Origin of the sequence: Acidovorax sp. Root275, assembly GCF_001428965.1 — a bacterium.
GTDB lineage: Bacteria > Pseudomonadota > Gammaproteobacteria > Burkholderiales > Burkholderiaceae_C > Acidovorax > Acidovorax radicis.
This window is the reverse complement of record NZ_LMJH01000010.1, coordinates 761,880-782,726: the sequence shown is the minus strand read 5'-3', so window position 1 is coordinate 782,726 and position 20,847 is coordinate 761,880. Positions and strand designations below refer to the sequence as shown.

General features: G+C 65.9%; 20 protein-coding genes. 5 read left to right on the top strand and 15 right to left on the bottom strand.

The window, feature by feature from the left end:
* The first annotated feature begins 69 nt into the window (after positions 1-69).
* Positions 70-753, top strand: a complete 684-nt coding sequence (locus ASE52_RS22920; protein WP_029414003.1) for a DNA-3-methyladenine glycosylase I — start codon at positions 70-72, stop codon at positions 751-753.
* Here ASE52_RS22920 and ASE52_RS22915 read toward each other — a convergent pair whose 3' ends face one another.
* From ASE52_RS22915 to ASE52_RS22900, 4 genes are all read right to left on the bottom strand, one after another.
* A complete protein-coding gene (locus tag ASE52_RS22915) occupies positions 754-1,953 on the bottom strand; it encodes an MFS transporter (protein ID WP_010462906.1) in 1,200 nt (399 codons plus the stop codon).
* 21 nt (positions 1,954-1,974) lie between these two features.
* Positions 1,975-2,397, bottom strand: a complete 423-nt coding sequence (arsC, locus tag ASE52_RS22910) for an arsenate reductase (glutaredoxin) (protein WP_057229714.1) — start codon at positions 2,395-2,397, stop codon at positions 1,975-1,977.
* A 71-nt stretch (positions 2,398-2,468) separates the two neighbouring features.
* The gene (locus tag ASE52_RS22905) at positions 2,469-3,146 is read right to left on the bottom strand and encodes a DUF1045 domain-containing protein (RefSeq protein WP_057229466.1); all 678 of its coding nucleotides are present in this window, start codon (positions 3,144-3,146) and stop codon (positions 2,469-2,471) included.
* Between the two features lie 52 nt (positions 3,147-3,198).
* Positions 3,199-3,660 carry an Lrp/AsnC family transcriptional regulator gene (locus ASE52_RS22900; RefSeq protein ID WP_010462900.1) on the bottom strand — a complete coding sequence of 154 codons (462 nt, stop codon included), beginning with the start codon at positions 3,658-3,660 and terminating at the stop codon, positions 3,199-3,201.
* 151 nt (positions 3,661-3,811) lie between these two features.
* On the opposite strand from ASE52_RS22900, the gene ASE52_RS22895 reads away from it, so the two are divergent.
* The gene (locus ASE52_RS22895; RefSeq protein WP_010462898.1) at positions 3,812-4,726 is read left to right on the top strand and encodes an EamA family transporter; all 915 of its coding nucleotides are present in this window, start codon (positions 3,812-3,814) and stop codon (positions 4,724-4,726) included.
* On the opposite strand, the gene ASE52_RS22890 is transcribed toward ASE52_RS22895, so the two are convergent.
* From ASE52_RS22890 to ASE52_RS22865, 6 genes are read right to left on the bottom strand one after another with little or no spacing between them, the layout of a single operon-like run.
* The gene (locus ASE52_RS22890) at positions 4,671-5,069 is read right to left on the bottom strand and encodes a RidA family protein (protein WP_057229711.1); all 399 of its coding nucleotides are present in this window, start codon (positions 5,067-5,069) and stop codon (positions 4,671-4,673) included. The genes ASE52_RS22895 and ASE52_RS22890 overlap by 56 nt on opposite strands.
* 2 nt (positions 5,070-5,071) lie before the next feature.
* Entirely contained in the window at positions 5,072-6,730 is a 1,659-nt protein-coding gene (locus ASE52_RS22885) for an AMP-binding protein (RefSeq protein ID WP_057229464.1), read from the bottom strand.
* A gap of 4 nt (positions 6,731-6,734) precedes the next feature.
* Entirely contained in the window at positions 6,735-7,952 is a 1,218-nt protein-coding gene (locus ASE52_RS22880) for an acyl-CoA dehydrogenase family protein (RefSeq protein WP_057229462.1), read from the bottom strand.
* Positions 7,953-7,956: 4 nt separating this feature from the next.
* Positions 7,957-8,811, bottom strand: coding sequence for an enoyl-CoA hydratase family protein (locus ASE52_RS22875; protein WP_056164182.1), 855 nt, complete (start codon positions 8,809-8,811; stop codon positions 7,957-7,959).
* Complete coding sequence (locus ASE52_RS22870; RefSeq protein WP_056164186.1) at positions 8,808-9,299, bottom strand: MarR family transcriptional regulator; 492 nt, start codon at positions 9,297-9,299, stop codon at positions 8,808-8,810. Before ASE52_RS22870 ends, ASE52_RS22875 begins: the two co-directional genes overlap by 4 nt.
* A gap of 2 nt (positions 9,300-9,301) precedes the next feature.
* Entirely contained in the window at positions 9,302-11,665 is a 2,364-nt protein-coding gene (locus ASE52_RS22865) for a bifunctional salicylyl-CoA 5-hydroxylase/oxidoreductase (protein ID WP_057229459.1), read from the bottom strand.
* 112 nt (positions 11,666-11,777) lie between these two features.
* Here ASE52_RS22865 and ASE52_RS22860 point away from each other — a divergent pair, with 112 nt between their 5' ends.
* The 3 genes from ASE52_RS22860 (at position 11,778) to ASE52_RS22850 (ending at position 14,157) form a co-directional block, all read left to right on the top strand.
* Positions 11,778-13,046, top strand: a complete 1,269-nt coding sequence (locus ASE52_RS22860; RefSeq protein ID WP_057229457.1) for a class I SAM-dependent methyltransferase — start codon at positions 11,778-11,780, stop codon at positions 13,044-13,046.
* A 26-nt stretch (positions 13,047-13,072) separates the two neighbouring features.
* Positions 13,073-13,393 carry a DUF1840 domain-containing protein gene (locus ASE52_RS22855; RefSeq protein ID WP_057229455.1) on the top strand — a complete coding sequence of 107 codons (321 nt, stop codon included), beginning with the start codon at positions 13,073-13,075 and terminating at the stop codon, positions 13,391-13,393.
* Between the two features lie 170 nt (positions 13,394-13,563).
* Positions 13,564-14,157, top strand: a complete 594-nt coding sequence (locus ASE52_RS22850) for a GyrI-like domain-containing protein (RefSeq protein WP_241777082.1) — start codon at positions 13,564-13,566, stop codon at positions 14,155-14,157.
* 132 nt (positions 14,158-14,289) lie between these two features.
* Here ASE52_RS22850 and ASE52_RS22845 read toward each other — a convergent pair whose 3' ends face one another.
* The 5 genes from ASE52_RS22845 to ASE52_RS22825 all read right to left on the bottom strand — a co-directional run bounded on the left by ASE52_RS22845 (position 14,290) and on the right by ASE52_RS22825 (position 20,808).
* The gene (locus ASE52_RS22845; RefSeq protein ID WP_057229451.1) at positions 14,290-15,312 is read right to left on the bottom strand and encodes a tripartite tricarboxylate transporter substrate binding protein; all 1,023 of its coding nucleotides are present in this window, start codon (positions 15,310-15,312) and stop codon (positions 14,290-14,292) included.
* A gap of 190 nt (positions 15,313-15,502) precedes the next feature.
* A complete protein-coding gene (locus ASE52_RS22840) occupies positions 15,503-16,489 on the bottom strand; it encodes a tripartite tricarboxylate transporter substrate-binding protein (RefSeq protein WP_010462879.1) in 987 nt (328 codons plus the stop codon).
* 470 nt (positions 16,490-16,959) lie between these two features.
* Positions 16,960-18,207: an AMP-binding protein gene (locus ASE52_RS22835; protein ID WP_057229448.1), complete on the bottom strand. Its 1,248-nt coding sequence runs from the start codon at positions 18,205-18,207 to the stop codon at positions 16,960-16,962.
* 221 nt (positions 18,208-18,428) lie between these two features.
* Complete coding sequence (locus ASE52_RS22830) at positions 18,429-19,238, bottom strand: ABC transporter ATP-binding protein (protein WP_010462875.1); 810 nt, start codon at positions 19,236-19,238, stop codon at positions 18,429-18,431.
* A 238-nt stretch (positions 19,239-19,476) separates the two neighbouring features.
* A complete protein-coding gene (locus ASE52_RS22825; protein WP_010462872.1) occupies positions 19,477-20,808 on the bottom strand; it encodes an ABC transporter substrate-binding protein in 1,332 nt (443 codons plus the stop codon).
* Positions 20,809-20,847 lie beyond the last annotated feature (39 nt).

Here is a 20,847-nt window from a genome sequence, read left to right as displayed (position 1 = left end):
GCAGTTTATGGGCAGATCGCGTGGGGCGTCCGAAGGGGTGTCAGCAGCGTGGCCGGTGCAGTTTCTAGAATGCCACGCATGACCGTTGAACCCACCTCTCCGCCGCGTGACCTGCCTGACTTGCCCGAGGGCCTGTTTGCCGACGAGGCCGGCTGCCCGCGCTGCACTTGGTGCCAGGCCACGCCGTTTTACCGCCACTACCATGACCAGGAATGGGGCTTTCCGGTGGCGGACGACCGGCGGCTGTTCGAGAAGATCTGCCTGGAGGGCTTCCAGTCGGGCCTGAGCTGGCTGACCATCCTGAACAAGCGCGAGGGGTTTCGCGCAGCGTTTGCGAACTTCGATGCTGAGCAGGTTGCCGCTTTCGGCCCCACCGATGTCGAGCGCCTGGTGCAGGACGCGGCCATTGTGCGCCACCGGGGAAAGATCGAGTCCACCATCAACAATGCACGGCGCGTGCTGGAGCTGCGGCGCGAGTTCGGCTCACTCGCACACTACGCGTGGCGCTACGAGCCTGCCGCCGCCGACCGGCCCGAGCGCCTCACGCGCGAGGTGGCGCGCACCCTGTCCACGTCGCCCGCGTCCATCGCCATGTCCAAGGACCTGAAAAAACGCGGCTGGAGTTTTGTGGGCCCCACCACGGTGTATGCCTTCATGCAGGCCATGGGGCTGGTGAACGACCACCTGGAGGGTTGCCATTCGCGCGCCCCAGCGCTCAAGGCGCGGGCGGAGTTTGTGGCGCCGCGCGGTTGATCAGCGCTGCGCCACGGGCCGCAACACCCACAACGCTCCCAGCGCTGCCAACCCCAGCAGCGTGGTGGCCCACAGGGCGGCAGCGCCCACACCATCGATCAGCATGCCGAACAGCACGGGGGCAAAGGCCTGTGCCACGCGGGCAGGCACCATCATGAGGCCCTGGCGGGCGCCGTAGCCTGCAGGCCCAAACAGCACCAGCGGCAGCGTGCCCTTGGCAATGGTCAGGATGCCGTTGCCGGCCCCGTGCAACACCGTGAACACCGCGGCTGCGGGCCCGCCCACCACCATCAACAAGGCCGCGCCCACCGGGTGGGCCACCGCCGCCAGCTGGGCTGACAGCAATGGATGCAGGCGGCGCAGGAAGCCAAACTCCAGCAGCCGCGCCGCCACTTGGGCCGGGCCCACGAGCGCCGCCATGGTCACCGCCGTCTGCAACGATGTGCCACTGGCCTGCAGCAGGCGTGGCAGATGGGCCGCCATGGCAGTGCTGGTGAACCAGGTGACGGCAAACACGAAGGACAGGAGCACGGTGGTGCGCAGCGCGTGGTCGGGAGCGGGCGATGCAGGTGTGGCTGTTGTGGCGGCGGTGGAAGAGTGTGTACCGGCTCCTGTGGTTGGGCCCTTCTCTTCGGACGCGATGCGCGGCAACCAGCCGTTCAGCGGTAAGCCCACCAGCAAATGCAATGCTGCCCATCCCACACATGCGCCGCGCCAGCCCCATTGCACTTCCATCCAGGCCGACAGCGGCCAGCCCACGGTGCTGGCAAAACCCGCAATCAGCGTGATGCCGGTGATGGCACTGCGTGCGCCCTGGCCGTACAGGCGCACCAGCGTGGCAAACGCGGCCTCGTACAGGCCGGACCCCATGGCCACGCCCATCAGCACCCAGGCGGCAAACAGGCCCACGGGGCCTTGCGCCAGCGCCATGCCCGCCAGGCTGGCGGCAAACAGCAGGTTGGTGCCCACCAGCACCGGTCGCCCGCCATGGCGGTCGATGGTCCGACCCGCAACCGGCCCCAGCAACGCCGACACGATGAGCGCCACCGAGAACGCTGCGAACACGGTGGGGGTGGCCACGCCCAGATCGCGCGCCATGGGCACGGCCAGCATGGCGGGCAGGTAGTAGGACGAGGCCCAGGACAAGGTCTGGGCCGTGCCCAGGCGCGCCACGGTCCAGCGTTGTGAGGCGGCGGTCATGCGCCGCAGTGCGCTACGGCCTCAGACACGCTGGCCCTGGGCATTGGTCACGACTTCGCCATCTTCCTTGGTAAAGGCGCCTTGCTGGGGGGCGGGCAGGATATCCAGCACCTTCTCGGACGGGCGGCACAGCCGTGTGCCCAGGGGCGTGACCACGATGGGGCGGTTGATGAGGATGGGGTGCTGCAGCATCGCTTCGACGAGCTGCGCATCGGTCACGCCCGGCGCGTCCAGTTGCAGCTCGGTGAAGACCGCTTCCTTGGTGCGCACGGCGTGGATCACCGGTTCACCCGTGGCGGCGATCAGCGCCAGCAGGGTGGCGCGGTCAGGTGGGGTCTTGAGGTATTCGATGACTTCGGGCTCCACGCCGCTGTTGCGGATCATGGCGAGCGTGTTGCGAGACGTACCGCATTTGGGGTTGTGATAGATCGTGACGGAAGGCATGGGGGTGTCGGTGGTGGTCATTGAATTGGCTGTGGGCGGGTGGCAAGCTGTACCAGGCGCTGTTCCAAGGGCTAAGGGGTCATCTCCACGTGGTCCAGCAGCACAAAGTCAGCGCCCGGCGTGGGCTCGGCAAAAAGGGCCAGGCTGTTGAACTTCAGCGGGGGCAGGTCAGAGAAATATTCCTGCGCGGCATCAAAAACCAGGGTCTGCGTCTGCGCATCCACCTGCTGCAACGGGCCGGTGAGGGGCAGGTGAAAACGGAACGCCTGCTGCGCCAGCGGATGTTCGCTGCGCAACGGTTCGATGCCGGATGGCGGAGCGGCCAGGCGGTGCAGCGCGGCATGGCCGGCTGCAGCGGTTTCCTGCAAGGCGCTGTTGGCGGCGTGGGACGCAGGCAGCACCAGCGCCAGAACGTCACCCACGCGCTCCACATGCAGGGTTGGCAATACACAGGGCATGAGGCTGTGGGCCAGCGCCTGCACGGCCTGGTGCAGCGAGAGCCAGTCCGTGCCGGGTGCCAGCGCAAAAGGCGCCAGGAGCGGGGCCTGCCAGCCACGGCGGCGCGGTGCGGCTGTCAGCCGGTGCAGGTCGTCAGCGGAAACCCCTGCAATACCGCGCTGCTCCAGGGGCTGCAGCAAGGCGGCGCAGCGGCCCAGCCAATGGCTGCCGGCCAGCCAGCCCAGGCTGCCGGGGTGGGGGGCAAAAGACACCGCATACCGGTAGGCGGCGGAGGGCGCACCGTGGGCCATGGCGGGTGTTAGGAGCCTGTCGGACTTGGAAATCGTCGGCTGCAAATCGACCTCAGCCACCCTTGTCCCCGCTCATCCAGCCCAGGTCCAGCGGCCGGTCCTCGAACTCGGTGTTGAGCACCACGGTGCTGGTGGTGCGGGCCACACCGGCAATGGCCTTGATTTCGTAGATCACATCTTCCAGTGCGCGCGCATGCGTGGTGCGCACCTTGGCCAGAAAGTCGTATTCGCCCGCCACGCTGTGAAGTTCTTCCACCTGGGGCATGGCGCGCAGGCGCGGTGCCACGTCACGGCAATGGATGCCGCCGTCGTTGCGGATGGCCACGAAGGCGGTGAAGTTGAGCCCCACGCGCTCCGGGTCCACGCTGATCGAAAAACGGCGGATCACGCCTTTGTCCAGCAGCTTCTTCACGCGTTCGTGCACGGCGGCCGTGGACAGTCCCACTTCGGCCCCCACGTCGGCATAGGAGCGTCGGCCATCCGCTCCCAACGCCGAAATAATTCTGGCGTCCATGTCGTCTGTCTGAATATTTGCTTGCATATCCGATTGATTTTGGTAAAAATTCCGAAAACCTCACGGTTTCCATAAATTATTCGGTAAGGTGAAGAATATGCCGGCAATTTTCAACGCGCAACCCCGATCACAGCGAAGCTGGGCCGTCGCCATGGCACTGCTGCTGGTCTATGTGGTGTGGGGCACCACCTATTTCGCCATCGGCATTGCAGTGCAGACCATGCCGCCGCTGCTCATGAACGCCATCCGTTTTCTGTGCGCGGGCGGCGTGATGTTGCTGATTGCGCTGTGGCAAGGCCATGCATTGCCCACGCGGGTGCAATGGCGCAATTCGGCGGTGGTCGGCGGCTGCATGGTGTTCCTGGCCATGAACCTGATGGGCTTTGCGCAAAAGCTGGGCATTGGTTCGGGCCTCATGGCCACGGTGGTCACCACCATGCCGATGTGGCTGGCGCTGTGGTCGCGTTGGGGCGGCGAGCGGGTGCCTTTCACCAGCTGGATCGGCCTGGCGCTGGGCGTGGTGGGCGCGCTGCTGCTGGCGCTGGAGGGCGATTTTTCGGCCACCTGGCTCGGTGCGCTGCTGGCCTTTGGTGCGCCGCTGTGCTGGAGCATCGGCTCGTATGCATCGCGCAAGCTCTCGTTGCCCGCACCTGCCATGGCCTCGGCCGCGCAGTGGTTTGCGGGCGGTGCGATGGGGCTGGTGGTGGCGCTGTGGTTCGAGCCGCTCTCGGCTCTGGGCCAGGTCAGCGCCAAGTCGTGGGCGGCGTGGGTCTATCTGCTGGTGTTTGGCACGCTGGTGGCGCTCAATGCGTATCTGTGGTTGCTGCAGAACACGTCGGCGGCGCTGGCGGGCAGCTATTCGTTCGTGAACCCTGCGGTGGCGCTGCTGGTGGGCGTGGCGCTGGGCGGCGAGCTGCTCACGGGCTGGGTGTTTGCCGCGCTGCCGTTGATTGGGGCGGCGCTGGCGTTCATCCTGTACGGGCAAGCTCTGCAGCGGTGGCTGGAAAAGCTCAGTCCGGGATTACGGCGGTTGCTTCAATCTCGATCTTCGCGCGCTCTTCCATGAGCCCCGCCACCTGCACGCACGCCATCGCCGGGAAGTTCTTGCCCAGCAGCTCGCGGTAGACAGCACCCAGCTCCTTCAGGCGGCTGTTGTATTCGTTGCGGTCGGTCACATACCAGGTCAGCCGCACAAGGTGCTCGGGGCCCGCACCACCGGCCTCCAGCACCGCACGCACATTCAGCAGGGTTTGCCGGGTCTGGGCGATGAAGTCGTCGCTCTCGAACTGCTGCTGCGCGTTCCAGCCGATCTGGCCGCCGGTGAAGACCATGGTGCCGCGTGCGGCCATGCCGTTGGCATAGCCCTTGGGGGCCACCCAGCCCTCGGGTTGCAATACTGTGTTCATCATCATCATGTTGTTTTTGTTGAGGAAGGAGCCGCAGCGCCCTGGCGCAGCTTGAAGCGCTGCAGTTTGCCGGTTTCGGTGCGGGGCAGTGCCGTGACGAACTCCACCACGCGCGGGTATTTGAACGGGGCGATGGTGGCTTTCACATGGTCCTGCAAGGTCTTGACCATGGCTGCATCGCCTGTGTGGCCGGGCTTCAAGACGCAGATGGCCTTGACCACCATGCCGCGCTCCTCGTCGGGCACGCCGATCACGCCGCACTCGGCCACGGCGGGGTGGCGCAGCAGGGCGTCTTCAACCTCGGGGCCGCCCACGTTGTAGCCGGCGGTGATGATCATGTCGTCGTCACGTGCCTGGTAGAAGAAGTAGCCGTCGGCGTCCTGCGTGAACGCGTCGCCCGGGTAGTTCCAGCCATCCTTCACATACTTGGCCTGGCGAGGGTCGTCGAGGTACTTGCAGCCCGTGGGCCCGATGACGGCGAGCTTGCCCACGGTGCCCTGTGGCACCTCGTTGCCCTCGTCGTCCACCACCTTGGCGGTGTAGCCGGGCACGACCTTGCCGATGGCGCCGGGGCGTGTTTCGCCGCCCGCCGACGAGACAAAGATGTGGAACATCTCGGTGGCACCGATGCCGTCCGTCATGTCGATGCCGGTGGCGTCCTTCCACAGCTGGCGCGTGGCGTCGGGTAGGCCCTCGCCGGCGCTCACGCTGATGCGCAGCTGCGGCAGGCCGATCTGCTTGGCGAACGGTGCCATCTGCCGGTAGAACGTGGGCGCGGTGTAGCAGATGGTGACGCCCGCATCGCGCATCAGGGTGACCATGGTCTCAGGGGTGTAGGGTTGGTCCGGGAAGTACACGCTGGCCCCGGCCCACATCGGAAACACGAGCAAGCCGCCCAGCCCGAAGGTGAAGGCCAGCGGCGGCGAGCCGGCCACGATGTCGTCGGGCGTGGCCTTGAGCACGTGGCGCGGCCAGGCCTCGCAGGCGGCCAGGACGTCGCGGTGGGTGTGCACGGCGGCCTTGGGTGCGCCGGTGGTGCCGGAGGTAAAGGCCATCAGCGCGATGTCGTCGGCCGATGTGGGGCAGGGCGGCGTGGTGCCGGGTTTGGCCTGGGCGCGCTGGATCAGGTCGGCCGCGTCGGGCGCGGTGTGAAAGGGCACGATGGTGGCCAGCACCGGGTGCTGCGCCTGCGCTGCCTGCAGCTCTACCAGCAGGCGGCCGTCGCACAGCGCCAGCGTGGGCTGTGCGCGTTCGATGATGCTGGCCAGCTCGCCCGCGCGCAGCAGCGGCATAGTGGCCACCGCGACCAGGCCGGCGTACACCGTGCCCAGCCAGGCGAGCGCCATCTCCACCGTGTTGCCGCCGCGCAGCAGCACGCGGTTGCCGGGCACCAGGCCGTGGTCCTGCGTCAGCACTTCGGCAATGCGCGCGGCTTCGGTCCAGGCGTCGCGGTAGGTGTACGTGCGGTGTGGGCCGCGCAGCAAGGGGCGGTCAATGTGACCGGCGCGCTCGGCCTGTTCGAACAGGGCCTGCACCAGATTGGCCTGGGCAGCGATCTGTTGCTCGGGCAGATCGTAGTGCAGGGTGGGCCACGCGTCTGGTGGGGGCAGGCGGTCGTGCACGAAATGGTCGGGCTGGGCGGAGGGTGCGGAAGAGGCTTTCATGCGATCACTCCTGCAAAACGGCCTTGCCGATGATGAGTTGCTGCACTTCGGTGGCGCCTTCGTAGATGCGCAGCGAGCGGATGTCGCGGTACAGCGACTCGACCTTGCTGCCGACTTCCACGCCGCGCCCGCCGTGCAGTTGCAGTGCCATGTCGATGACGCGCTGGGCGTTTTCGGTGGCGGTCATCTTCGCCATCGCTGCCTCGGCAGTCACGCGCGCGCCGCCACGCTTTTCACCCTCGTCGCGCAGCCAGGCCGCGCGGTACGTCAGCAGCGCGGCGCTGTCCACCAGCGCGGCCATCTCGCCGATCTTGGCCTGCGTGAGCTGAAAGTCCGCCAGCGTCTGGCCGAACATGCGGCGCTGGCGCGCGTGGTGCACGGCTTCTGCCAGCGCGCGGCGGGCCATGCCCAGCGCAGCGGCGGCGACCGACGCGCGAAAGATGTCGAGCGTGCGCATGGCCAGTTTGAAGCCGCCGTTCTCTTCACCGAGCAGTGCGGTGGCGGGTACTGTGCAGTTGCTGAACTGCAGCGTGGCAAGGGGGTGCGGCGCCATCACTTGGATGTGCTCTGAGGCATCCAGGCCCGGCGTGTCCGCATCGACGATGAAGGCGCTGATGCCGCGCGTGCCGCCCGCCGGGTCGGTCTTGGCGAACACGCAGTAGAAGTCGGCAATGCCGCCGTTGCTGATCCAGGTCTTGGTCCCGGTGAGGGAATATGAGCCAATTTGGCCACTGGCGCTTGATGGATAAGCGCTGGTAGCTATTGTTTGCATAGCGCCTACGTCAGAGCCCGCTTCGGGCTCGCTCAGCGCGAAAGCCGCGATCAGCTCGCCGCGCGCCACCCCTTGCAGGTAGTGCGCCTGCTGCGCCGGGCTGCCGGCCAGCGTGATGGCGCCGCTGCCCAGGCCCTGCATGGCAAACGCAAAATCCGCCAGCGGCGAGTGGTAGGCCAGTGTCTCGCGCAGCAGCACCAGCGCGCGCGAGTCGAGCGCGGGCAGGGCGCCGCCGTGTGCGGCGGGCACGCAGTAGCGCAGCCAGCCGCCCGCGCCCAGGCGTTGCACCCAGTCGCGGCAGGCGGCGCGGTCGTCGGTTTCGTCGACCTGCTGCGCGGCAGCCCAGGGCACCAGGCCCTCGGCCAGCGCGCGGTGGGCGTCGTCGAAGAAGGGCAGGGCCAGGTGCGCCGTGGAGGGCGGGCAGGGCGCGGGGGGCGTTGCTACGTGCATCTTCTCAGTCCCCCTGGAACACGGGCTTCTGCTTCGCCGCAAACGCCTCGTACGCACGCCGGAAGTCTTCGGTCTGCATGCAGATGGCCTGGGCCTGGGCCTCGGCCTCGATGGCCTGCTCGATGGTCATGCTCCATTCCTGGCTGAGCATGGTCTTGGTCATGCCGTGCGCAAAGGTGGGGCCGTCGGCCAGCGTGCGCGCTGTGGCCTGCACGTTGGCCAGCAGGTCGGCGCTCTCGTACAGGTCGTTGAAGAAGCCCCAGGCGAGACCCTCGTGCGCCGTCATCGCGCGGCCGGTGAACAGCAGTTCGCTGGCGCGGCCCTGGCCGATCATGCGGGGCAGCAGTGCGCAGGCGCCCATGTCGGCACCGGCCAGGCCCACGCGCGTGAAGAGGAAGGCGGTCTTCGTCGCCTGGGTGCCGTAGCGCATGTCGCAGGCCAGCGCCATCATCGCGCCCGCACCAGCGCAGATGCCGTCGATGGCGCCCAGCACGGGCTGCGGGCAGGCGCGCATGGCCTTGACGAGGTCGCCGGTCATGCGCGTGAACTCCAGCAGCTCGGGCATGGTCATGGTGGTGAGTGGGCCGATGATCTCGTGCACGTCGCCGCCCGAGCAGAAGTTGCCGCCCGCACCGGTGACGACGATGGCCTTCACGTCGGTGGCAAACCGCAGCGCGTAGAAGAAGTCGCGCAGCTCCGAATAGCTCTGGAAGGTGAGCGGGTTCTTGCGGTCCGGCCGGTTGAGCGTGACGGTGCCCACGCCGCCGTCGAAGCTCCAGGCGAAATGCTCGGCCACGTAGCGGGCCTCGGGGTTGAACTGCTCGCGCATGGGGTTGCTGGCCCCGATGAAGTGTTTCATTCGGCTGTCTCCAAAGAGTTGTCTTGGGTGTGTTCTTTCACCTTGCCCAGCAGGCGGTGCAAGGTGGCGATGTCGCGTTCGCCCAGCGTGGCAAACGCTTCCACGATCCACTGCTCGTGCTGGCGCGCCATGTCGTTGAACTGCTGGCGGCCCTGTGGTGTCAGGCGCACCAGGTAGGCGCGGCGGTCGCCCTCCACGTCCAGGCGCTCCACCAGGCCTTCGGCCACCAGTTGGTCGGTGATGCCGGTGATGTTGCCGCTCGTCACCATCATGCGGCGCGAGAGCTCTTTCATCTTCATGCCTTCGGGCGCACGTTCGAGCTGCGCCATCAGGTCAAAGCGCGGCAGCGTGGTGTCGAATTGCGCGCGCAGGTTGCTGCGCACCTGCTTTTCGATGAGCTGCGTGCAGGTGAGCATGCGCAGCCACAGGCGCAGCGCCTCGGGGTGCTCGCTGGGGGCTGCGCCGTGCAGGCGGGCTTCGAGGTCCATGGCTAGCCTTCTTCCTCGGCCGATGCTCTGTTTTTGGTAGCTGATGTCGCTTGTGCAGTCAGCGCTGCGACCTGTTTTTGCTTGCCAATTTCGCGCAGCATCTGGTCGCGGCCGCTGGCGTACTGCACGGGCCAGTCGGTGTGTGCGGCCGCCACGGGGCTCAGCTGGGCTGCTGCGTGCAGCGTCCACGCCGGGTCGGCCAGGTGCGGGCGGGCAATGGCGCACAGGTCGGCGCGGCCGGCGGCAATGATGCTGTTGGCGTGGTCCGCCTCGGTGATCGCGCCCACGGCCATGGTGGCAATGCCCACTTCGTTGCGGATGCGGTCGGCAAACGGCGTCTGGTACATGCGGCCGTACACCGGCTTGGCGGCGCGCGTGGTCTGGCCGGACGACACGTCGATCAGATCGGCACCCGCAGCTTTGAACAGGCGCGCAATTTCTACCGCGTCGTCGGGCGTGGTGCCACCCGGCGCCCAGTCGTGGGCCGAGATGCGCACGGAGAGCGGCTTGTCCTCGGGCCACACGGCGCGCACGGCGGCGAACACTTCGAGCGGGTAGCGGCAGCGGTTGTCGATGCTGCCGCCGTATGCATCCGTGCGCTGGTTGGTGATGGGGCTGATGAAGCTGGCCAGCAGGTAGCCGTGTGCGCAGTGCAGTTCCAGCCAGTCGAAGCCGCAGGCGACGGCGCGCCGTGCGCTGTCGACAAACGCGGCGGTCATCCGGTCCATGTCGGCGCGGGTCATCGCGGCGGGTGCCTGGTTCTGCTCGCCGTAGGCCAGCGCGCTGGCCGCCAGCAGCGGCCAATTGCCGTCGGGCAGCGGCTCGTCCGTGCCCTCCCAGCCCACGCGTGTGGAGCCCTTGGGCCCGCTGTGGCCCAGCTGCAGGCCGATCCTGGCGGTGCTGCTGCCGTGCACGAAATTCACGATCCGCGTGAACGCGGCCTGCTGCGCATCGTTCCACAGCCCTGTGCAGGCAGGGGTGATGCGGCCCTCGGGCGTGGGGCTGGTCATCTCCACCATCACCAGCGCCGCGCCGCCGAGGGCCCGCGCGCCCAGGTGCACCAGGTGGAAGTCCTGCGGCACGCCATCGACCGCGCTGTAGGTGGCCATGGGCGAGACGACGATGCGGTTTTTGAGGGTGAGGCCCTTGAGCGTGAAGGGCGTGAGCATCGGTGGAATGGCCGCTTTGCCCCCGGCGAGCCACGCCTCGTAGCCTTCTAGCCACGCCGCATCGCGCAGCCGCAAGTTCTCGTGGCTGATGCGCTGGCTGCGCGTGAGCAGCGAATACGCGAACTGCTCCACCTCCATGCCGGTGTAGCGGCCCACGTTCTCGAACCACTCGGTGGAGTTGCGCGCGGCGTTCTGGATCTTGAGCACCTCCACGCTGCGGCGCGCCTCGTAGTGGGTGAGCACCTCGTCGATGGGCAGACCGGTGGCGAATTCGTTGGCCAGGTCGATCGCGTCTTCCAGCGCGAGCTTGGTGCCGCTACCAATCGAGAAATGCGCGGTGTGCGCCGCGTCGCCCATCAGCACGATGGGCACACGCTTGCCGCCCACGGTCTCGCGGTGCACCCAGGTGTTGCAGATCACGCGCGGAAAACGAATCCAGTTGGCCGAGCCGCGCAGGTGCGTGGCGTTGCTGATGAGGGCGTTGCCGTCGAGGTACTTGCCAAACAGCTTCTCGCAGAACGCAATGGCCTCCGGCTGCTCCATCTGGTCCAGGCCGTGCGCCTTCCACACGGCTTCCGGCGTTTCGATGATGAAGGTGGAGGTGTCGGCGTCGAACTGGTAGGCATGTGCCTGAAACCAGCCGTGCTCCGTCTGCTCGAAAGCAAACGTAAAAGCATCGAGTTTTTTGTGAGTGCCCAGCCAGACAAATCGGCATTCGCGCAGGTCGATGTCGGGCTGGTAGGTGGCGGCGTAGCGGGTACGGATGCGGCTGTTAAGGCCGTCGCTGGCGATCACCAGGTCGGCGCCGTACTGCGCGGCCAGCGCCTGGTCGTCGGCCACATCGGTTTCGAACACCAGCTCCACGCCCACTGCCAGGCACCGGTCCTGCAGGATGTTGAGCAGCCGCTTGCGCCCGATGCCGCAAAAGCCGTGGCCCGAAGAGCGCACGCTGCGGCCTTTGAAAAATACCTCGATGTCGTCCCAGTGGTTGAACGCATCGCCGATGAGCGCGGCCGAGGGCGCATCGGCCGCGCGCAGGTTGTCGAGCGTCTGGTCGGACAGCACCACGCCCCAGCCGAAGGTGTCAAAGGGCCGGTTGCGTTCCACCACCGTGACCCGGTGGGCAGGGTTTTGCTGCTTCATGAGCAGTGCGAAGTAGAGGCCTGCGGGCCCGCCGCCAATGCAGAGGATGTTCATGGGAAAATAGTTTAGGCTTAAACAAAATGCTGTCAATGGGGCGTTCCCGGCGAAACCCTGCTGCCGGCGCGGGGTGTTGACGCAGTGCAGCAATCTTTTCAAGATGTGTTGCATGAAGCACTTGCTGCACACCCTGGAGGGGCGGCTGGCGACCTTGCCGGTGCCCATGGCCGTTCAGTTGCCGGCTGGCCAGCAACTGGGCGCGCCCGAGCCTGCCGTCACCTTGCGCTTTCGCGACCGCATGGCGCTGGTGGCGCTGGCTACGGGCGAGATCGGCAACGTGGGCGCGGCCATCGTGGAAGGGCGGGTAGCGCTCGAAGGGGGCATGCGCGACCTGATGGCTGCCGCTGCAGGGCTGCTCACCCGCGACCCTGCCCGCGACCAGCGCCACGGCTGGTGGCAACGTGTGCTGGCCCGGGCGCGTTCCATGGCGGTGCACACGCTGGCGCACGATGCGCGCCATGTGCAGTTTCACTACGACCTGTCGGACGACTTCTATGCGCTGTGGCTGGACCCGCGCCGCGTCTACTCGTGCGCCTATTACCGTTCACCGGACCTGACGCTCGCCCAGGCCCAGGAGGCCAAGCTCGACCACATCTGCCGCAAGCTGCAGCTGCAACCCGGGGACCGCTTTCTGGACATTGGCGCGGGCTGGGGTGGCCTGCTGCTGTGGGCGGCTGAGCGCTACGGCGTGGATGCCACGGGCATCACGCTCTCGCGCAACCAGCATGCGCATGTGCAGCGGCTCATTGGCGAGCGCGGGCTGCAGGGGCGCGTGCGGATGCAGCTGGTGGACTACCGCGAGCTGCAGGTGGAAAAGCCCTTCGACAAGATCGCCTCGATCGGTATGTTCGAGCACGTGGGCCGCGCGCAGATGCCGCGTTACTTCGAAACGGTGGCGCGCCTGCTGCGGCCCGGCGGGCTGGTGCTGAACCACGGCATCACGGCGGGCGGCGCGGACAACGCGCAGCTGGGTGCGGGCATGGGTGATTTCATCGAGCAATACATCTTCCCAGGGGGGGAGTTGGTCCATGTGGGCGCGGTGCTGCACGACACGGCCCGCGCTGGCCTGGAGATGGTGGACACCGAGAACCTGCGACCACACTACGCCCGCACGCTGTGGGCGTGGTCTGACGCTCTGGAAGCCCAATTGCCTGCGGCGCGCGAAGTGCTCGCCGCACAGTCCGGCGCAGAGCAGGGTGATAAGGTATTGCGTGCGTACCGCTTGTACTTGGCGGGCAGTGCCCTGGGGTTCGAGCGTAGCTGGATGGCCCTGCACCAGATGCTGGCCGCCAAGCCCGACGGCCAGGTGGCCACGGGGGCCATGCCCGGCGCACAATCCGACTATCCATTCACCCGCGACTACATTTACGCGGGCTGAAAACCGCACCAAGGAAACGCTTCGCCATGCTCTACAAATTCAAGTCCCGCGCCGCCGCCGATCTGATCATGCTGGAGCCACAGGGCCGCCAGATCCTGCAGATCATCGGCAAGACACCTGGCGCCAATGGCATCGTGACCGCTGCGCAGATTCCTGGCGCCATTGCCGCGCTGGAGGCCGCCGTGCTGGCCAGCGAGGCCCAGCCACCGGTGGCCGAGGGCCAGGAAGACGAGGACGAACAAGGCGGCGGTGTGGAGGCGGTGCGGCTGCGCCAGCGGGCTGCGCCGTTCATCGAGATGCTGCGCAAGAGCGCCGCCGAAGAGGCGGATGTGGTCTGGGGGGTGTGAGCCTGCGAATGGCGCCCGGGGGCCATCAACCATCGGGACTCAACGCGATGTTCACGTCGGTTTTTGCAAAAGGGGCGGCCTCCAAAAAGAAGCGGACGCATCGCTGAAAAACTCAGGCGGCGCTTCTGGCGCCCCCGCATCCATGGGCCGAGCAAGTGTCAAAAATTGACTTGAAAAAAGAGCTGAAGTCTCTGTACCAACCCTCGCACAAGAGCGTGGTGGAAGTGGAGGTGCCCACGTTCAACTTCCTGATGATCGACGGCACAGGGGACCCCACCACGTCGGAGCCCTATGCGCAGGCCGTGGAAGCCTTGTTCGCGGTGTCGTACACCGCCAAATTCATGGTCAAGAAGGGTGTGGACGCCGTTGACTATGCGGTGATGCCGCTGGAAGGCCTGTGGTGGGCGGATGACATGTCAGCCTTTGTTGCCAACGATAGGGCCCAGTGGCAATGGACGATGATGATCATGCAGCCTGCCTTCGTACCGCAGGACGTGATCTCCGAGGCCATGGCCGAGGTGAAGCGAAAGAAGAAATTGCCGGGCGTGGATCGCATGCGGCTGGAGGCCTTTGCTGAAGGGCGTTGTGCGCAGGTGTTGCACATCGGTCCCTTTTCGGAGGAGGGGCCGGTCATCGAGCGCCTTCACGAGTTCATCGACGCGCAGGCGGTGAGGGCGGGCAAGCACCACGAGATCTATCTCAGCGACATCCGCAGGGCGGCCCCCGAGAAATGGAAGACCATCATCCGCCATCCCATGGCGTGACAGACGCAATCTTGTGGGCATGGCGTTCATGGGCGCACGCGGATCGCAAGGCCCAGGGCGTCTCCTTGTGATGCCTTGTGGCCAGATATCCACGGGCCCGAGGCGTGGGGTGCAGACGGGTTGTGGCGTCCCCTAGTCCACTTTTGCGCCCGACGTCTTCACCACCTGCGCCCATTTCTTGTGCTCGTTGTCGATGTGCTTGGCGAACTCGGCCGGCGTATTGCCGCCCGGGATCGCACCCTGGGCCAAGAGCCGTTCCTTCATCGCGGGTGTGGCCAGCGACTTGGCCACCTCCTGCTGGATACGGTTCACGACGTCCTGCGGCGTGCCAGCGGGGGCCAGAAGACCAAACCACGAACTCGCCTCGTAGCCTTTGAGCGTCGGGCCACCGGCCTGCTCGACGGTGGGCACATCCGGCAACGCGCTGGAGCGCTGCGAACTGGTCACTGCCAGGGCCGTTAGCTTGCCCGCCTTGATCTGTGCCATGGACGAAGGCAGGTTGTCGAACATCACGTCCGCGTTGCCCGCCACCATGTCCAGCAGCGCCGGGCCCGAGCCCCGGTAGGGCAAGTGCAGCATGAAGGTGCCCGTCATGCTCTTGAACAACTCGCCTGCAAGGTGGATCGAGGTGCCATTGCCGCTGGAGGCCATGTTCATCTTGCCGGGGCTGGCCTTGGCCACGCGGATGAAGTCTTGCACGCTGGTGATGCCCTGGGCCTTGGCCTTGTCGGCGTTCATCACCATCACGTTGGGCACGGCGGCCACCAGAGTGATGGGCACAAAGTCCTTGATGGGGTCGTAGGGCAGCTTGGCATACAGCGCGCGGTTGATGCCGTGCGTGCCGACAGTGCCCATGAGCAGGGTGTATCCGTCGCCGGGTGATTTGGCCACGATCTCTGCACCCACATTGCCACCGGCTCCGGCACGGTTGTCCACGAAGAACTGCTGGCCGAATGCGCGCGTGAGTTCCGGTGCCATGGCGCGTGCCAGGATGTCGGTGGTGCCGCCAGGGGCAAAGGGCACGACGATGCGCACGGGCTTGGTGGGCCAGGCCGCTTGGGCATGGGCGCCGTGCAGCCCGGGTGCTGCGCAGCCCAGTGCGAGCATGCCCAGGGTGGCAAGGGTGCGGCGGCGTTCACGGGCGAGCCATGTCATGCGGGGTCCTTTCGTCGGTCGTGTGGGGGTGCTGTCTGTTCTACGCGGTGCCTGTGAATTGGTGCAGGTGGATAACCCCAAGGCCGACCATGGCGTGTGGCGGATTTCATCCATAAAAAAGCCGCCTCGACCCTGGGGGCCGAGGCGGCTTGCGAATCAATTACCTGGTGATCTGCAGCGAGAAGAGGGATCAGTCTGCGTAGGTGCCTGCAGCCTTGATCACCGCGCCCCATTTGTCGATCTCGGCCTGCACAAACTTCTTGTGCTCGGCAGGTTCCATGCGCTTGTCGGTGACGACCACAGCGCCCAGGCCTTCCTGCTTCTTGATGAAGTCGGGGTCTTTCAGAGCGATCTTGAGGGCTTCATTGATCTTGGTAACGACCGGTGCCGGCGTTCCCTTGGGGGCGTACAGGCCGTGCCAGATGCTGACGTTGAAGTCCTTCAGGCCCGACTCCGCCAGGGTGGGCAGATCCTTCAGGGCGGGGGTGGACAGGCGTTTGGTGGTGGTCACGGCATAGGCCTTGACCTTCTTGCTCTCGATCTGCGGCGTGGTGTTGGTGGTCTGGTCACACAGCAGGTCGATCTGGCCGCCGATCAGGTCGGTGATGGCGGGGGCAGTGCCCTTGTAGGGCACGGGGGTCATGTCCACCTGCATGGCGCTCTGGAACATCAGGCCGCACAGGTGCGACGCTGCGCCCAGGCCCGCGTTGCCCAGGTTGATCTTGCCCTTGTTCTGCTGAATCCAGGCCGTCAGTTCCTTGAAGTTGTTCGCGGGCATGGTGGGCCGTGCGATCAGCGTCATGGGCACATCGTTGACCATGCCCAGGTATTCAAAGTCGTTGGGTACGCTGAAGGCGAGCTTGCGGTACAGCGCGGGCATGGTGGACATGCCGATGTGATTGAGCAGCAGGGTGTAGCCGTCCGGTGCGGCGCGGGCGACGCGTGCAGCGCCGATCGAGCTGCCGGCACCGGCCGTGTTGTCCACCACCACGGTGGCGCCCAGGGGCTTGCGCAGGGCTTCGGCCAGATCACGTGCCACGCGGTCGGTCGGGCCGCCGGCAGCAAAAGGAACCACGATAGTGACGGTCTTGTCCTTGGCGGGATAGTCTTGGGCGCTGGCGCCAAAAGCGGTGGCTGCGGCCGCGGCGATCAGCGCAAGTTTCAGAGTTTTTTTCATGGGTTGCTCCTGTGAATGACGGGCCATGATAGCGAGGGGGGTTTGCGGGAACATTGCGGATATTACGTAGCACACCGGTGGCATGGGTTTTAAGAAAAACAGGCTCGCAGCGCTTATCTGCAAAGCGTTGTGTGCTATTAATATATGAGCAATGCTAGGGTAAACACTGCGGCCTGGAGCCGCGCAAAGTGGGCACTTCTTGCGCTGCCGCAAACCACCGGATGGAGCGGAAAGGACCCACGTTTGCGCGCATTTGCAGCGCGCCCATACCCCTCATCGTCGAAACAGGCGTGGCCCAACGCCAGCGCCACCGTGGAACTGGCTTTGCCAAGCCACGGGTGGCGTCTCCCCCTCCGGGGCTGAGGAGCTGCGGTTCCGAGCCTGCCTGCGCGGGCTTGGACTGCTCCGAAGGGCTGCCGCATCTGGTGGCTGCACCGAGGCGCCGAAGGCGGCACAGGGTGGCTGCCTACTTACTTATAACTGCGTGCGTCCTCAATGACCTTGCCATCGTTGGGCAGAGTGCCCGGGGCCACCATCTGCACGTCGCCACGCAGCTTGGTCACTTCGCGGATGGCATCGCCCAGCTGGCGCGCCAGGCCTTCGGCGGTTTCCACGGTTTCCACCTGCAGCACCATCTGGTCGTTTGCCATCTCGCCGCTGACCACCAGGCGTGCGCGCAGCACCTGCGGAAAACGCCGCGCGATGGTCGCGATCTGGCCCGGATGCACGAACATGCCGCGCACCTTGGTCGTTTGGTCCGCGCGGCCCATCCAGCCCTTGATGCGCGTGTTGGTGCGGCCCGTGGGACAGGTGCCGGGCAGCACGGCCGAGAGGTCGCCGGTGCCAAAGCGGATCAGCGGGTAGTCGGGGTTGAGCGTGGTCACCACCAGCTCGCCCACCTCGCCCTCGGGCACCGGGTCGCCCGTGCCGGGGCGCACGATCTCGACGATCACGCCTTCGTCGAGCACCAGGCCTTCCCGCGCGCTGGTCTCGTACGCGATCAGGCCGAGGTCGGCCGTGGCGTAGCACTGGTAGCCCGCGATGCCGCGCTCGGCAAACCAGTCTCGCAGCGAGGGTGGAAAGGCTTCGCCGGAGACGAGCGCCTTGGTCACGCTGGGCAGTGGCATGCCCATCTCGGCAGCCTTCTCGACAATGATCTTGAGGAAGCTGGGCGTGCCGATGTAGCCCGCAGGCTGCAGCTCGGCCATCGCATGCACCTGCTGCTCGGTCTGGCCCGTGCCGCCCGCAAACACCGTGCAGCCCAGCGCATGTGCGCCGGTTTCCATGATCGACCCTGCGGGCACGAAGTGGTAGCTGAAGCTGTTGTGGATCAGCTCGCCGGGCCGAAAACCAGCCGCATAGATCGCACGCGCCATGCGCCAGTAGTCGCGCCGTGTGCCCTCGGGTTCGTAGATGGTGCCGGGGCTGGCAAACACGCGGGGCATGCCCGCGCCAAAGCCCAGCGCCGAAAACCCGCCGAATACATTGCTCGCGCGCTGCGCTTGCTGGCGCTCCAGCAGCTCGTACTTGCGCGTGACGGGCAGCTGCGCCAGTGCCGCGCGGGTCGTGACTGCCGACGCATCGACGCCGGCCAAGATGCCCGCAAATGCGGGCGACGCCGCCTGGGCGTGGGCCACCTGGGTGGGCAGAGCGGCAAGCAGTGCGGCCTCGCGCGCTGAAGGGTCGCGGGTTTCCAGGGCGTCGTAAAACGTGCTCATGCCATGGGTTCCTATGCGGTGGTTGTGAATGAAATGGGCCTCTAGCGCTTGTCCATAAAGCGCAAGCAGCTATGAAAAAAGGAGTTCTGATCTATCTTTGCCATCTGTGGCGCAATCGTTGCCACCGTCGTGGCCCCCTCCCAGCGCACCCGTGGATCTGGCTCTGCCAGTCCACCGGGTGCGTCCCCCTGGGGAGGCGCGCCAGCGCCTCAGGGGGCACCTCAAGCCAGCCAGCGCTTGCGCCGCTTGTAACTCTTCACGTCCTTGAAGCTCTTGCGCTCGCCGCCGCCCACGCCCAGGTAGAACTCCTTGACGTCCTCGTTGTTGGCCAGGTCGCTCGCGGCGCCGTCCATCACCACACGGCCGCTTTCCATGATGTAGCCGTAGTCGGAATATTTGAGGGCCATGTTGGTGTTCTGCTCGGCCAGCAGAAAGGTGACCTTCTCCTTGGTGTTCAGGTCCTTCACGATGTTGAACACCTCTTCCACGATCTGCGGCGCCAGGCCCATGGAGGGCTCATCGAGCAGCACCATGCTGGGGTTGGCCATCAACGCGCGGCCGATGGCGCACATCTGCTGCTCGCCGCCCGACGTGTATGCCGCCTGCGAGGTGCGGCGCGTCTTGAGGCGCGGAAAGTAGTTGTAGACCTTCTCCAGATTGGCCGCGATCTCGGCCTTGCTGGTGCGGGTGTACGAGCCCGTCATCAGATTCTCTTCAATGGTCAGGTGGGCAAAACAATGCCGCCCCTCCATCACCTGCACAACGCCGCGATTGACGAGGTCGGCAGGCGAGAGGTTCTCGATGCGCTCGCCGCGCAGCTCGATCGAGCCCTTGGTGACCGCGCCGCGCTCTCCCTGCAGCAGGTTGGAGATGGCGCGCAATGTGGTCGTCTTGCCCGCCCCGTTGCCCCCCAGGATGGCCACGATGGAGCCCTGCGGCACCTGCAAGGAGACACCCTTGAGCACCAGGATCACGTGGTTGTAGATGACCTCGATGCCGTTGACGTTGAGAACGATGTTTTTCGGTTCCATGATGTTGCCTTCGCTGTGCCAATCCAAAGAGCTGCTGTTGCACAACCCTTTGGATTGGCGGCTGCCCCGCGTGGGAGCAACCGCTTCGTCACCGGCCATTGATACGGTCGCCGCCCAATGCCAGGGCCACCGTGCAAGGGCCGCCCCGCCGCACCGGTGGCGTCCCCCTTCTCTCGAATCGCGCAGCGATTCGAGAGAAGGGGGAAGGCGCGTCAGCGCTTCAGGGGGATGTACCGAATCAAGACTGGCAGTCCGCCGGAGTGCGCGGCGTCAGTTTCTTCTCGGCCGCGTACTTGGCTGCAATGGACTTCACCAGCGGCTTGAGGATCTGCTCATCGGCCTGCAACCAATCGGACGTGAACTTCCAGGCCTTGCCGTCCCAGGTGTGAATGCGGGCCCAGGCGGCGCCCATGTGGTCGGTGCACGAGGTGCTGATGGGGCGCATCACGCCCGCGAAGCCCAGGGCATCCAGCTTGGGTTGCGTGAGGTTCAGGTTTTCCAGGCCCCAGCGCACTTGTTCGCCGTTCATGACCTTGCCCTTGCCAAAACGGTCCTGCGCAGCGCGGATGCCTTCCACACCCAGCATCGCGCTCATGGCGCCACGCATGTACAGCACTTGCCCGACTTCGTCCTTGGGTCCCGTGCCCTGGCCCTTGTCGTGCAACTGGGCAAGCACCTCCTTGACCAGCTTGGACTGGGGCTCCGCACCGTGCTGCATGGCCACAGCGTTGTAGCCCTTGGCACCGTCGCCCAGGTCCTTCACATCGGGTTCGGCGCCGGACCACCACGCTCCATACATCTTCTCGCGCGGGTAGCCAGTGGCCTGTGCTTCCTTGATGGCGGTGGAGTTCATCACGCCCCAGCCCCACAGGGCGACATAGTCAGGGCGCGACTGGCGGATCTGCAGCCAGGTGGATTTTTGTTCCACGCCAGGAGCGGTCACGGGCAGCAATTGCAGCTCAAAGCCGTGCATCTTCGCCCGTTCCTGCAACATGGGGATAGGCTCCTTGCCGTAGGGGCTGTCGTGGTAGACTAGGGCAATCTTCTTGCCCTTGAGTTTGTCGAGGCCGCCTTCCTTTTTGCCAATGTCCTGCACGATGGCGTCGGCAGCTACCCAGTAGTTTCCGGCCAGCGGAAAATTCCATTTGAAGATGGTGCCATCGGCCGCTTCGCTGCGGCCGTAGCCGATCGTCACCAGAGGGACCTTGTCGGTAGGGGCCTTCTCGGTAATCGCGTAGGTTGCGCCAGTGGACAGGGGCTGCACCAGAGCGGCACCTCCGTTTTTGCCCTTCAAGCGCTCATAGCATTCCACGCTGCGTGCTGTGTCGTAGCCGGTTTCGCACTCTTCAAACGTCAGCTTCACACTGTTGATACCGCCACGGGCGTTCACCAGCTTGAGGTAGTCCACGTAGCCATTGGCCCAGGGCGCACCGTTAGGGCCGTAGGGGCCGGTTCGGTACGACAGCACGGGAATGAACTGTTCTTTGGGCTGCGCGAAAGCGCTGGTGCTCACCGCCGAGGCGCCTGCAGCGACCACTGCGGCAGCAATCACGAGTTTCGAAAGCTTCATGGATGTCTCCTTTGGATGAATGTGTTGAAGCACGAGGGA